At 53.7% G+C, this 13,265-nt stretch carries 12 protein-coding genes and 1 tRNA gene; 4 read left to right on the top strand and 9 right to left on the bottom strand.

All coding sequences use genetic code 11. The annotated features are described in order from the left end of the window. Nucleotides 1-66: 66 nt before the first annotated feature. Nucleotides 67-993 carry a LysR substrate-binding domain-containing protein gene (locus SMB34_RS02915; RefSeq protein ID WP_037987665.1) on the bottom strand — a complete coding sequence of 309 codons (927 nt, stop codon included), beginning with the start codon at nt 991-993 and terminating at the stop codon, nt 67-69. A gap of 154 nt (nt 994-1,147) precedes the next feature. Here SMB34_RS02915 and SMB34_RS02910 point away from each other — a divergent pair, with 154 nt between their 5' ends. Further along, nucleotides 1,148-1,357, top strand: a complete 210-nt coding sequence (locus SMB34_RS02910; protein WP_037987606.1) for a DUF1127 domain-containing protein — start codon at nt 1,148-1,150, stop codon at nt 1,355-1,357. A 234-nt stretch (nt 1,358-1,591) separates the two neighbouring features. On the opposite strand, the gene SMB34_RS02905 is transcribed toward SMB34_RS02910, so the two are convergent. From SMB34_RS02905 to SMB34_RS02895, 3 genes are all read right to left on the bottom strand, one after another. Further along, complete coding sequence (locus tag SMB34_RS02905; RefSeq protein ID WP_037987605.1) at nt 1,592-2,857, bottom strand: class I SAM-dependent methyltransferase; 1,266 nt, start codon at nt 2,855-2,857, stop codon at nt 1,592-1,594. A gap of 135 nt (nt 2,858-2,992) precedes the next feature. Continuing rightward, nucleotides 2,993-3,976: an NADPH:quinone oxidoreductase family protein gene (locus tag SMB34_RS02900; protein WP_007088775.1), complete on the bottom strand. Its 984-nt coding sequence runs from the start codon at nt 3,974-3,976 to the stop codon at nt 2,993-2,995. Nucleotides 3,977-4,093: 117 nt separating this feature from the next. Further along, nucleotides 4,094-4,399 (bottom strand): hypothetical protein, encoded by a 306-nt coding sequence (locus SMB34_RS02895; protein ID WP_007088774.1) that lies wholly within the window; start codon nt 4,397-4,399, stop codon nt 4,094-4,096. 333 nt (nt 4,400-4,732) lie between these two features. Here SMB34_RS02895 and SMB34_RS02890 point away from each other — a divergent pair. Both SMB34_RS02890 and SMB34_RS02885 read left to right on the top strand, forming a co-directional pair. Next, a tRNA-Ser gene (locus SMB34_RS02890) sits at nt 4,733-4,822 on the top strand. Nucleotides 4,823-4,995: 173 nt separating this feature from the next. Then, nucleotides 4,996-6,798: a monovalent cation:proton antiporter-2 (CPA2) family protein gene (locus SMB34_RS02885; protein ID WP_007088773.1), complete on the top strand. Its 1,803-nt coding sequence runs from the start codon at nt 4,996-4,998 to the stop codon at nt 6,796-6,798. Nucleotides 6,799-6,810: 12 nt separating this feature from the next. Here the strand turns inward: SMB34_RS02885 and SMB34_RS02880 are convergent, their stop codons facing one another. Both SMB34_RS02880 and SMB34_RS02875 read right to left on the bottom strand, forming a co-directional pair. Beyond that, on the bottom strand, nt 6,811-7,287 hold the full coding sequence (locus SMB34_RS02880; RefSeq protein WP_139328090.1) for an NUDIX hydrolase: 477 nt from the start codon (nt 7,285-7,287) through the stop codon (nt 6,811-6,813). Between the two features lie 153 nt (nt 7,288-7,440). Beyond that, complete coding sequence (locus SMB34_RS02875) at nt 7,441-8,097, bottom strand: NAD(P)-dependent oxidoreductase (protein WP_037987604.1); 657 nt, start codon at nt 8,095-8,097, stop codon at nt 7,441-7,443. 195 nt (nt 8,098-8,292) lie between these two features. Between SMB34_RS02875 and SMB34_RS02870 the strand changes: the two genes are divergently transcribed. Next, nucleotides 8,293-8,850, top strand: coding sequence for a DJ-1/PfpI/YhbO family deglycase/protease (locus SMB34_RS02870; protein WP_007088770.1), 558 nt, complete (start codon nt 8,293-8,295; stop codon nt 8,848-8,850). Nucleotides 8,851-8,964: 114 nt separating this feature from the next. Here the strand turns inward: SMB34_RS02870 and SMB34_RS02865 are convergent, their stop codons facing one another. The 3 genes from SMB34_RS02865 to SMB34_RS02855 all read right to left on the bottom strand — a co-directional run bounded on the left by SMB34_RS02865 (nt 8,965) and on the right by SMB34_RS02855 (nt 13,254). Next, a complete protein-coding gene (locus SMB34_RS02865; RefSeq protein WP_139328064.1) occupies nt 8,965-9,777 on the bottom strand; it encodes a hypothetical protein in 813 nt (270 codons plus the stop codon). A gap of 32 nt (nt 9,778-9,809) precedes the next feature. Then, nucleotides 9,810-11,429, bottom strand: coding sequence for a hypothetical protein (locus tag SMB34_RS02860; protein WP_007088768.1), 1,620 nt, complete (start codon nt 11,427-11,429; stop codon nt 9,810-9,812). A gap of 82 nt (nt 11,430-11,511) precedes the next feature. Then, on the bottom strand, nt 11,512-13,254 hold the full coding sequence (locus SMB34_RS02855; RefSeq protein ID WP_037987603.1) for a hypothetical protein: 1,743 nt from the start codon (nt 13,252-13,254) through the stop codon (nt 11,512-11,514). Between the last annotated feature and the right edge of the window lie 11 nt (nt 13,255-13,265).

Below are 13,265 nucleotides of genomic sequence, written 5' to 3'. Positions count from 1 at the left end.
GGCCCAAATGACATATTCATAATGAGGAATAAAATGGTTCAATTTCAAGGCATCATCTTGAAACTGTCATTCCGTTCCTGATTCTTTTTGCACAAGCTTGCGCTTGCCTGTCTCGATCTTGATTTCGCTCATCAACCAATCGCGAAATGCCTTCACTTTTCGCCGCTCCAACCTTCCTTCGGGATAGCACAGCGAATAGGCATAGGGACTATCAACCGGCAAATCGAACGGCACCATAAGTCTATTGGTCACAACATATTCCCCGATCATTGCCGGATCGGAAATTACCGCACCAAATCCGCTGGCCGCGGCCTCCATTGCCATATCAAGGGTCGCAAAAACAGGTCCCCGGTCCGGATCGACGCCCTCAATCCCGGTTCCCTTTAACCAGATACGCCAATCCTCACGCTGTGCCGAACAATGCAGCAGGGTCACATCGCCAAAGTCTTCCGGTGTTTTCAGCTGCTTTGCCAGATTGGGATGACATACCGGCAAAAGCCGTTCCCCGGTCAGAAATTCATGCACCAGCTGGTCGCCCGGCGTATCAGCAAAACGGATGGCAATATCGGTTTCATTGAAATCAACCGGGGCGGCATCGTCACTATAGGTGCCAAGCTGTACCTGCAGGTCAGGATGTTCCATCTGAAACCGGCCAAGACGCGGCACGATCCAGCGCATGGCAAATGTCAAGGGCGACAGGACCTTAAGCTGGGTGTCATCAGGCCGGTTTTCGATACGCGAAACCGCCAGTTCGATCGAATCGAATGCCGCCGTCAAGGACGCCAGCAAGTTCCGACCCGGCCGGGTCAGTTTCAATCGGCGGTGATGACGTTCGAACAATTGCCGCCCCAGCACATCCTCCAGGTGCTGAACCTGTCGACTGACCGCCCCTTGTGTAACATTAAGCTCATGTGAAGCTTTGGTGAAACTTTCAAGTCGACCGGCCACTTCAAAGGCACGAAGCGCGTTTAACGGTAATGGATGGCGTTTCATGACGATCATCTTGCATGATTAAAACTCATGCAATGATGACAAAAGATGGTTTGAGCGCAAGTGTTTTTAGGCGTAACTCTGGGTTTAGCAAAACGAAACACATTCAGGCCGCATACAAACTGAGAGCTGGCCGATAGATTGAAGGAATAAGATCATGGTCGCGATCACCAAAGATGCCGGTGCTTTTGTCACCACCCGCCGTCACCACAACACCGCAAATGTTATGGAACTGCCGCGTCAGTGGGCAAAACGTTATGTTCTCCGCCAGAAGCTTGCGATGATGGACAGCCATCTGCTGCGCGACATTGGCTGGGACGTATATGAAGCCCGTATCGAAGCAGCCAAGCCGTTCTGGAAAGCCTGAGCATTTCGCTTAAAGGCGCCAAACCGAGAGTATTTATTATGTCTCCCCGACTTTTCCGCTTGCAGGGGCCACTTTCTTTCCCTCTGCAGGTTATTGAAGCCCTGACAAGCGTCTTCAGCCTCCCGACACGCAAAACCGAGACCCGCACCCGCTATTGACGGTTTTGTGTCCCTGATTGCCGGCCATCCCCCGATGGTCGGCATTTCTTTTGCCTGATCGGATCAGCAAGACGGATTATTTTGACGGATACAGATACATCAGGTTCGCGGCGTTCAGCACCGAATACATCACTGCGAACTGGGCATCGAATTCATATTTATCTGGGCTTGGGTCAAACAGCTCGTAAATCTGGCCAACCGTGCGTTTGCCATCGATGCGTGACAAAATCCCCGGGCTTGCTGGCGGAAGACCGCGCGTTACCGACAATCCGGTAAAATTGATCTTGATATGGCCGGTCTTCGCGACAGAGCGGGCCAAAGCAGCCCCGTCAATACGCACAAAAAACGGCACCGCATGACGATCCGGGACCGGTGGCTTGATCTTGTTATCCGATTTGACCACATAAAACAGATGCTTGGTAATATTGCCCGCCATCAATTCAGCCAATGCCGCGCGCTTGCGAAACGGCACATGCACGGCCTTGTCCAGAACGTCGTGGCGCGAACAATAGGTCGTCGGATCATAGCGCATCGGTTCGATGAATTGCTGAAGCCGCAAACCGGCCTTCTCAACAAAATCAAAAACCTCGTCCACGCGATAGGCCCGATCCTGCTGATGCAAAAGCAGATCGTAAAACCCTGACTCACCCCCCTGAATATGGTCATTCACAAACGGGTTACGCTTCAACCAGTTTGTACCCGGCAGTGAATCGAACAATGCCTTGCCAAGGTTAAGCCGTTTGCGCCCACCCGCCTCGGCAGAGAGGCGTTCCATCATTTCCTGCATATGGTAGACGCCGATCCGGCCAAGTTCGCCGTACACCATCAACCCCATACCGCCTCTGGGTTTAAGCGCATCTGCCAACGCCTTTAAACCGGCGTCCGGATCAGGCAGATGATGAAGCACCCCGCAGCAATCAATATAATCAAACGGCCCATATTGCCCGGCCAGATCAACGAACGACCCGGTAACGAATTTGACACTCTTTTCAAGATTACGGCGCTTGATCCGGGCCTCAGCGATCTTGCGCGAGCTTTCCGAAAGATCGATATAAACAATCTCGACCTTGGCCTTGCGATCACGCGCCTGCTGCGCGAGCATCACCAACGCATCCCCGGTGCCGCCCCCGGCAACAAGAACTTTTATCTTTTTGCCATCAGCCGATGGATCGCGGCCGCCAAACACGAAATGAACCACTTCGTCCCAATTGCCGGGGGACCCTACGACAAGACGCTTGTCCTCATCTTTCGGGTCACGCGCCGGATAAGGAAATGTTTCATATTGCGCCCGTGTTTTGTCGGACGGTTGCGGCGCGTCTGGCTTTTTCCGGATTTCGGACATCTATAAATTCCAATGGATCAACAGGTGCTGTGGCAAGCCCGAAAACAAGCCTGCAAGCAGCAATGCTATCAGGGACGGCAACATCCTATAAAATTTCAAGGATTTGATTAATAGAATAATCACCTTGGGACGAACTCATTCCCGACACCGGATCACAAGCTTCCCTGTTGCGGTCCGGTTACGGATCGCCGCAAGTGCCTCCATCGCGTTTATCAGCGGATATGTCGCAGACACCAATGGCGATATTTCCCCAGACGACAGCAGCTCCAAAAGCTCGGCCATGCCAGCCTTTGCGATATCGGGGTTCTGTTCAAGATAAGCCCCGAAATAAAAGCCCAGTGCAGCAACATTCTTGACCAGAAGGATATTGGCAGGAATTTGTGGCACCGATCCGCTGGCAAATCCGATCAGAAGGATACGTCCCCCCGACGCAACACAGCGCAGGCTCTGATCAAACACATCGCCCCCGACCGGATCATAAACCAAGTCGACACCTATTCGCCCGATGCGGGCACAGATTTCCTTTACCCGGGCCCGTATGCTTTCGGATTTGTAGTCAATTACATGATCCGCACCATGCGCTTTGGCGATGGCACATTTATCAGCCCCACCCGCGGTTGCGATCACGGTCGCGCCCAGAAGTTTCGCGCATTCCACCGCCGTCAGGCCAACACCCCCGGCAGCCCCATGAACCAGAACCACTTCACCCGGCAGCAAATTGGCGCGATACTTCAAACCAAACCATGACGTTCCATACGCAATCTGGAATGCAGCCGCCACATTGAATTCAACATTTTCTGGCAACCCCGTCACAAGACTGGCATCAACCGAAATCCGACCGGCATATCCACCCCAGTCAGGCAGGGCCATGACCCGGTCACCAATGGTAAAACCCTGAACGTTCGTCCCAATTGCAGAAACGGTACCGGCAATTTCAAACCCCGGCGCAAACGGACCAGTCGGGCGTTTCTGATATTTTCCCTCAAGAATCAGGGTATCGGCAAAATTAACGCCACAGGCGGCAATATCGATGATGATTTGATGGGCTTGTGCGATCGGTTCTTCGCAGTCGATCAGCATCGGCGCCTCGCCGAAAGCCTCGCATATCCATGCTTTCATCGCTGTCTTCCATCTTATGATCCTGCCCGATCACGCACAGTGTGCCGTGCACGCAGCGATCAGACAAGCGAAAGACAGATACGGTATTGAAAACGGCGGAATACAGACAGGAACGGCTTAGAAAAACTTCTGACGCCTGCGTTTTCGCGTCACCAGCAAAAGAAGTATTCCGGGCACCAGCAATATGACAAACGCCGGGGCCAATAGCACGGGCACAAACGCATTGTCCCAAATCCAGGCCGAGATATAGCGCTGGATCACGGACTGTAACAGGTTCAGGCTTCCGGCATCCAACCGATACCAGAGCTCCCCTGCCGCGACAAAGCGGAACGTTCCCGTCTGAAGCGAGGTAATGCCATCACCGACCAGTACAGCAAGACTGGAAAACAGCAATATCCATCCCAACGCTCTGAAAAGCCACATAGCCGTCTCCGAATTCCCGGTCTGAACTTTTCGTTATCATCACAGACATGCCGACGGCTTTGCCCCGTCAGCATAAAGGTTTCTGCGAATCACCCTATCGTCCCGGTACATCTGGAACCATAGCCTGAAACCTTAGAGGCGATTAATCAACAAGAAGTAAATATTGGACAAATTGCTACAACTTTATCGGTCAAGTGATTGTAAAAATGGCATTTGTTGGCTGTTTGGATAGTGACCAGAACAAACATCAAAAAGTAAGGGATTTTGCCTTGTCAACCGGGATCGGGTCGGCTAATGTCCGCCCGCTTTCGCGATATATACAAGATCGCATGTGGAGAGGTGGCCGAGTGGTTTAAGGCGCACGCCTGGAAAGCGTGTTGGGGTGTAAGCCCCTCAGGGGTTCGAATCCCCTCCTCTCTGCCACTTTGCAGCCTGCGGGCCGCAGCGATACCAAAAGCTGCAAAAAACTTCCCTTCTTCGATGTGAAATACGAAAATGCGCGCACAACTTTTGTGTGTCGTGTTTCTTATTGCCCGCTAAACTGCACGGTAAGGCACAAATCAGGTACCTGCATCATCATAGGGACGTGGCAAAACATGGCGACAATTGAAGGCGGCTTTCTGCATACGGCGGTTCTTTTCCTCGGTGCGGCCGTGGTTGCAGTACCGATCTTCAAAAAGCTGCGTCTGGGTTCCGTGCTGGGTTATCTGTGCGCCGGGGCACTGATCGGGCCGTTTGGCCTTGCCATGATTGCGGAACCGGAAGAAGTTTTGCATTTCGCCGAATTTGGCGTTGTTCTTCTGCTGTTTATTATCGGTCTTGAATTGCGCCCCCAACGCCTGTGGGCAATGAAAAGCGAGATTTTCGGGCTGGGGATGGCGCAGGTGGCCATCACCGCCGCCCTTCTTTACGCCGCCCTAATTGCATTTGACTGGCCATGGCAGCAGGCGATGATTGCCGCCCTTGCCCTGTCCTTGTCCTCAACCGCGTTTGCCCTTCAAATCCTTGAAGAAAAGGGCACGCTTAACAGCGACCATGGCAACACAGCCTTTTCAATCCTGCTGTTTCAGGATCTTGCTATCGTACCACTAATCGCGCTTGTCGCGTGGCTCAGCCCGATAAGTGACGGCGACGAAGCGGGTACCGACTGGATTTATATCGCCAAAACCATCGGTGCAATTGCGTTGGTCATCGGGGCTGGGAAATATCTGCTTAATCCGTTTTTCCGCATCATCGCCCTGACCCGCGCGCAGGAAATCTTCACATCCGCAGCACTGCTGCTCGTGATTGGCGCGGCTCTTTTGATGCAGGCCGTCGGGCTTTCTATGGCACTTGGCGCATTTCTGGTCGGTGTCATGTTGGCGGATTCCGAATATCGCCACCAACTTGAAACCGATATCGAACCGTTTCGCGGCATTCTGCTCGGTTTGTTTTTCATCGCGGTCGGCATGTCGGTCAACTGGCCGCTTGTCGCGGATAATATCGGGATCGTCCTGGCATCGGTTGCTGGTCTGATGGCAATCAAGGGGATCGTCGTTTATGGACTGGCCCGGATATTTGGCAAATGTCACGCAACCGCATGGCGGACTGCGGTCACCATCCCGCAGGGCGGCGAATTTGCCTTTGTCCTGTTTAGTCTGGCGACATCGCTTGCGGTCATCAGCTCCACACGCGCCAACCTTCTGACCGCCATCGTCACCCTTTCGATGGCTGCCACCCCGCTTGTCGGTGCGATTGCCGAAAAACTGTCGGCCAAGCTTCGCAAGGATGATCAGCCCGATGTCGATGGCGTTGAAACAGCTGAACTGCAATCAGTGGTCATTGTCGGCTTTGGCCGTTTCGGACAGATCATTTCACGTGTTATGGCAGCCCGCGGCATCAATGCCACCGCAATCGACAACGACCCGAAACGTATTCAGATGGCCAGCCTCTATGGCAACAAGGTCTATTTCGGTGATGTCCGGAGAAGTGATGTTCTTGCCACCGCCGGGGCGGCGAATGCCGATCTGATCTGTCTGTGTATAAATGATCGTGACGCGACCACACAGGCCGCCAAATATATCAGCGAACTGTTTCCCAAATCGAAACTGCTGGTGCGCGTTTATGACCGCAACCATGCACTTGATCTGATGGAAATCGGGCTTGGCGTGGAACAGCTTTATCGCGAAACCTTTGATACGGGTGTTTCCATGGCACGACACGGGCTTTCAATGCTTGAAACCGAACAGGATGTGATTGATCAGATTGCTGATGAATTTCGCCGTCGTGATATCGACATGCTGCACGCACAAGTGGCCGAAGGCCGCATTGCGGGCATGGCAAAGGTTCATGAAAGCTATCAGCTTGACCGCAACGATGCCCGCACCAACAAGGATGACCCGGCAATGTCGCGGCTGTAATTATCCGGTCCGTTAACCTTGGGCAAAAGCCCGAAGCTTGTCGCGCATCACCAGAACCGAATGCTCGTCGGTGTAATCTTCGAGGCGGTCCAAAGCCACCCATGCCAGATCATCGGATTCATCGGTGATTTTAAGCGGATCGCGCATATCGGCCTCGAATAGGAACCGCATGTCATAATGCAGATGTGCAGGCCCCTTGGCATTTTCGGGAATTTCGTGGATATCGATATCAAATATCGCTGACGACAAGGGCCGTATCCACGAAAGACCGCTTTCCTCATAGGCTTCGCGCTGGGCGACAAACAATACGTCGCGCACTCCATCACAATGCCCGCCAAGCTGAAGCCAGCGTTTAAGCTTCCGGTGATGGGTCAGCACCACATGACTGCGTTCCGAATTCACGACAAAAGCCGATCCCGTGACATGTGACGTTACCGGATCATTTTCAAATGCCTTGGGTTCACCTGCGATAAAGTCACTGATACGCATGTGATTTTCCAGGTCACGATCAGACTGTGAGACAAAGCTGGCAAGGTCGATCTGCATGATATTCCGGTGTTTGAAATTGACGGTTTGCCGACCCTAGCCGAAGCCGCCACAACAGAACAACCGAAAACCCGGAAGCATAAAGACGAAGCCAACCTATTTCCGGACTATCAGATTTACCGCCTCGGAAATCTCCGTTCCCCCATCGGTCAGTTCAAGAATCTCCCGCCGGATTTCCGGGGTTTCGATCAATTTGGCGAGAAACTGCGCAACATTGCCACGCTTGACCGTGCCGTAAGGGATGGCAAATCCGGCGTTCACGCGCCCGTCCTGATCTTCATGCAACAATGTTCCCGGCCGGAGGATCACCCAATCGGCATCGGATGCCGCAACATCCGCATCGGCGCGCTTTTTCTCGGTCATATAATGTTCAAACCGCGGGTTGGGGTCTTTGCCGCGCCCGGCTTCGGGGAAGGCAGAAACAAGATAAAGCCGCGAAATGCCTTCCTGCTTCATCGCGGCCACCACATGCCCCGGTCCGTCGCAGTCAATCCGCGTGGTCCGGTCAAGGCCGCTTCCTGCCGCCCCGGATGAAAAAACAACAATGTCGTGGCCCCAGATCAAAGGGGCGAGCGTTTCTGCCGTCAGTTCCATCAAGTCACCGAGAACCGGCGTAATCCCCGCATTCCTGACGTTGTCGGCCTGTTCGGGTTTGCGATGCAGGCCCGTAACCTGATGCCCATTTGCCAGTAAAAGCGGTGCCAGACGATGCCCGATACCACCCGTGACGCCGATAATGAAAATGCGTGCCATATCCTGCCTCTATCCTTCGCATCGGAAATCGAACCTACCTGAAAACTAGTTTGCGCCCCCGTGATGTCAATAAAGCCCGGCGTCACCGCGCAGCATGCAGATGGGCATGAAATTGCCACAAGAAATTTTGGAACGTTTTGAAATCACAGCCGTTGGTGAGGTGTAACGCTCGACATCAATGAAAGGAGAGACGTTATGCCTGCGATTGATACCGCAAAGATTCTTATTCTCGCTACCGACGGTTATGAACGGTCGGAACTGCGCGTTCCGCTTGATAAGCTCTCGACCCATGGGGCAGATGTCAAAATAGCATCGCCCAAATCATCCCCGATCAAAAGCTGGGATAAAAAGGACTGGGGCGACACCGTCGAGGTCGATATCGAAGTCAAAGATGTCGATATCAACGATTACGACGCGCTGGTTATCCCCGGCGGTCAGATCAACCCCGATCTTCTGCGCAATGACGAGGCATCCGTCAGTCTGGTCCGCGAATTTGTCGCGTCAGGCAAACCGGTTGCAGCAATTTGCCACGGCCCATGGCTTCTGGTCGAAGCCGGTGCCCTGCGCGGGCGCGCAGCAACCTCATACAGTTCGATCAAAACCGACTTGCTAAATGCCGGTGCAGTCTGGCGCGACGAACCGGTGGTCTGCGATCAGGCCATCATCACGTCGCGCAATCCCAACGATCTTGATGCCTTTGTTTCCAAGATCGTCGAGGAAGTTAGCGAAGGCAAACACAGGCGCGCGGCCTGACAAGCCGCATGAAAGGCAGCCTTGCCCGCAACTGCACACGGACGGATGGGAACCATCCGTCCGTGTGCGCATCAGCAATCCGATCACCCTACTCCGGACCCTTATTCCGACCCCTTATTCCGGGCACGGATCCTTGGCATTCAGAAGATTGCCGGTCGAATACCAGATATCATGCACGCCCTGGCTCAGATCAAGGCGTACCGGTGCATCTTCTCTCCCTTGAAACAGGGTGTCATAAACCTTGGCTTGCAGCGGTGAACTGCACCCCAATGGCTGGGTTGGCATCCCGGGAAAATCAAGCTCAAGCCCCGCTTCGATCTGGGTTTGCGAAAACTCATCGGGCGGCGATGGCAATGTCAGAATATTCTGAAAATCAGGATCCCGGGCGATGTAATGCGTCAGATGCGCCTCATCCCCATAGCCAAACAGGTAATAGACAAGCTCGGCCGGTTGATCGATCCCGAAATTGAAATGCCGGAAAATAACGACATCCTCGATCTCAACCGCGACATTATCCAGTAATACCGGTCCCGGTGTCCCGCCGCCTGCATTGGAATAACCGTCATAGACTGTCGCGGTAAAGCTGGTCACCCTGCCTGATTTGATATCGGGCAGGGTGAATTTGTCATCATCGACATTGATCAGGTTATAGGGCTTATCAGGATTGGCTGCGCGCAATTTACGGTACTGCGCCATCGCATCATCCGTCAGATGCGCGCGCAGAACCATCTGGTACATATGCTTTTCCTGAGTGAACATCGGCATATGCAGCAAAAACAGCGTTTCCGATCCAACCATAAACATGCCGTGATTGCCCGGTGCATCGGCTTCGGCCCCATTACTGGTATGGCTCATTTCACCCATCGGCGGATGGGCCTTCGCCATCTCCACCAAACCAGAAAACATGGTAACGGTAACCGCGATCATTATCGCCGGTTTCCTGAAGACAAGAGGTCCGATCATTGTGCCTGCTCCATGAATTGTTTTACCTCTTCCACCAGTGACGGGTTTTTCGCCGATCCGGCATCGCGGAAAATGAATGAGAAATCCGATGCTAGCGTATCGCTGCCAGCAATCGTCGCATTGGCATGACAAAAATCGCAGGATTGATCCTGGATGTAGGTTTCCATGGTTGTATTGGCGACTTTCAGATTACCCTCGGACTCAAAGGTGCCATAGCGCAGCGGTATCGATGCATTCGCACCGGGCTCCATGACTGGGGGGCTTGGGCTGCCATCCCACAACACATTGACCAGCTTGTAATACTGAAACACCGATTTCCCGCCGGTTTGCGATGCGATCTTTTGGGCAACACCGGCATTTAGCGTATCCATTTCACTGGTTAGGGCCTGTTCGCGCGTAACCTGTACGGGCTGATCGCGGGGATAAAGATCCTTGCACTGGTTCTGATCGTTACAGTCAATGCGCGGCTGATTGGGTTTGCAATCCGGTCCGGTACAATTCGGGTTGTTAAAGGAATATCCGCCAGGCGGTAAAGTTGCCTGCCCGTCGGGCACATTGTCGACCTGCTCGAAGGTTGCCCAGATCAGATCGGGGAATGTATCGGTCTTGTGAATGATATGAAGCCCGACCAAACCGACAACTTCTTGGCTGCATTCACCGGTATCAGGACGTTTCAGCCATGCAACCGATGTCAGATACCGGTCATAAATGTCGCTTTGCCCTGTCAGGACCCGCCACGCTGCCTTGATCTCGAACGCTCCAAGCGCATCCTGACCTTGCGGTTCCGTCGGTGGAACACGCAGGAACTTGCCACTTGGCAGGGACAATCCCGCCGGATGTCGACCATCAGCATTGGTTGCGACCCGCATCTGATAGGCAGCGTCATAAAGCGCATTGTTCATGATGTAATCGAACTCGGCCTTGCCGACCTTTCGTTCGAAAAACACCAGATTGCCGTTCTGATCTGTCAACCATCCGCCGGTGGCTTCCATGATCTCGTCGGACTGGGTATCACGCGTACCACTTGAAAGATGGAACCGATGGGCAGTATTGACCGCATTTTTTGAAAGCGTTGTTAAAATCTTTGCCGAACCAGCCGGATAACCCAGCAACATCTTGTCACTTTTACATCCCGACGGCACGGCTTGCGGCACGCCCCAATCGGTCGGCTTGGCCGCATCAGGCAGGAAGATCGCCTGCGCATCCTTGAAACTGCCCCAGACCGGTACGCTGGTTAAGGGTGAGGTCGGATTTTCCGGTACCCCCCAATTTTCCACCGAAACGTTTTGATCTGGCTCACCTGCGGCCGATGGTGTTCCCGGCCATGAACTGCTGACCGGCCAGTTCATCGCGATGAACATTTGCCACGCATAACAATTGTTACCCTGCTGGGTTGGCAGGAACAGATTGTCACTGGTCATGAACGACCCGCTTGTCGGATCGAAAACCAGTTGATCCGGGCATTGCTGTGCCGATTGGGCTATTTCCGTCACCCGGCTGATATTGATTTCATCCGCCCTGCCAGCCGGAACATCAATCACCCAAAGAAGTCCCGCAATCGCCAGGATACAAAACCCCGCAATCACACAGCCTGCCCCCAAATGTAATCGGTTCATCATAACGACTCCCTCTGTCGCAAACAGCATCCGGGGCAGATCACAACCTTGACCCCACCCCGGATGCGTCCCCCCGCCCCTGTTAATGACTGGGAATAACCGCCAAACCACTTTCCCACGGATGATCAGCATCCGATGGATTGGCCGGTTCATTCGGGTTCAGAACCCGGAGACTGACGGATCCCGGCTTTGCCGATGACGATACAGCAACATCCATAATGAAGCCCTGCGTACCGCCACCGTCGGTCTGGCCCGGAATCGCCGATGCATCTGGCAGGAACTTGGTCACTTTGGCCTTGATCCCGGGGTTGGAAAACTCAATCCGCGCGTTGTCGATCGTGGTGTTTTTATCCGCTCCCTGCACGATCAGAACAAAGCTATTCACCGTTCCCGGTACCATCAATGCCGGAAGATCGGTCGGAGATTCCCCATAAAACAGATCAATCGGCACGAACTGAACCGGCCAGGGCTGCATACTGCCGCTGCTGCGGCTTGAAACGCATTTCATCGGTGACTGCAACGGTTGGTTCGGAGTCATCTGCGTTGCCGAAAGGGCAATTTTCATCTGGTTGGCGATATCGCCAATATGAGCAATCTTCTGACCATTGATCGTGCAGTCATTGATCGTGAAACCGGCACTTGGCGGAATATCAAACACCGCATGCAGTATCTGGTCCGAATTGTTCGGACCGGTTCCCGCCGTGCCACGGGTGATTTTCCAATACTGGCTGATATCCTCGCCATTCGGCCCCTTCCAGTTCGAAAGGTTCTGGGGCTGCTGGATATAAAGCCCGACCGGATCGGTCAGTGAAATACGGTAACGTGCCGCAGCCCGGTTGGCGATGAAACCGATATGCGGATCGGAATTACGATAGTTCTGACCGTATTGCGCACAACAAATCAGGCTTTGCGGATCGCGGCTGCTTAAATCCGGACGCTGAATGGTTGCCGCCGCGGCAAGGTAAATTTCAGCACTCAGCGTATTGGGGCCTGACGTCAGATGCAGCGCCCCGCCCGACTGGCCGGGAACCCGCACCGTGCCGCGGTTCCACTTGTTGGTCACGTCATAGGCCGGACGTCCGGTGGTCGGATCCATGACAGGATCGCCTTTTTTACCGGTCGGCTGATCAACCGTGTAACGCAAATAAAGGTCTTCAAGCTTGACCGCCGGATCAACATACATCTGATAAAGGCCAAGGACCGCCTCGGGATTGATCCGCCACATCGTCAGGTAATAGGCCGGGTTTTCGCAGGTAAACATGACGCTTTGCATCTTGCTGCCCGACGCATCATAGGTAATCGACCATTCACAATATTCATCAAGCCAGCCACGTGGGCCGGATGGCGAGAAATCAACGTATTCCCCGGTCCAGTCGATCTCCGGACACCGTTTGGCCGGGATTTTCAGGATCGGAGCCGAACCGCTCGGATCATAGAGCTTGTAAAGCGTGCCATCGACGGTGATCTCGCCACTATCGGCAAGGCTCATGACCTCATCCATGGTCAATGGTCGATGCAGTTGCGGGTTTTTGGATGCCTCGGGTGGGGTCAGAAAGGCGATCAAGCGGTTCGGGAACGGGGTCCAACTGATGACTGCGTCACCGGCTTCACCAAATCCCTCGGTCAGCGGGTTATAGTAATCCGCCCGTGGTGCATCATTCAGGTTCGACCACGGATCACCAATGATCGCCATCTCGGTCCAATCGGCAACATTATTGTTCCAATCGGTTTCAAAAGCCGACAGTTCGTTTTCCATACCAAGCTTTTTGTAATCCTTGGGTGCCTGATGGGCGGGCGACGTAAATCTGGCAAAGGGTGTGCTCATTTTCGGTCTCC

Source organism: Thalassospira permensis NBRC 106175 (assembly GCF_000714555.1).
In the GTDB taxonomy this organism is placed as follows: domain Bacteria; phylum Pseudomonadota; class Alphaproteobacteria; order Rhodospirillales; family Thalassospiraceae; genus Thalassospira; species Thalassospira xiamenensis.
This window is presented reverse-complemented; position numbering and strand designations above follow the sequence as displayed.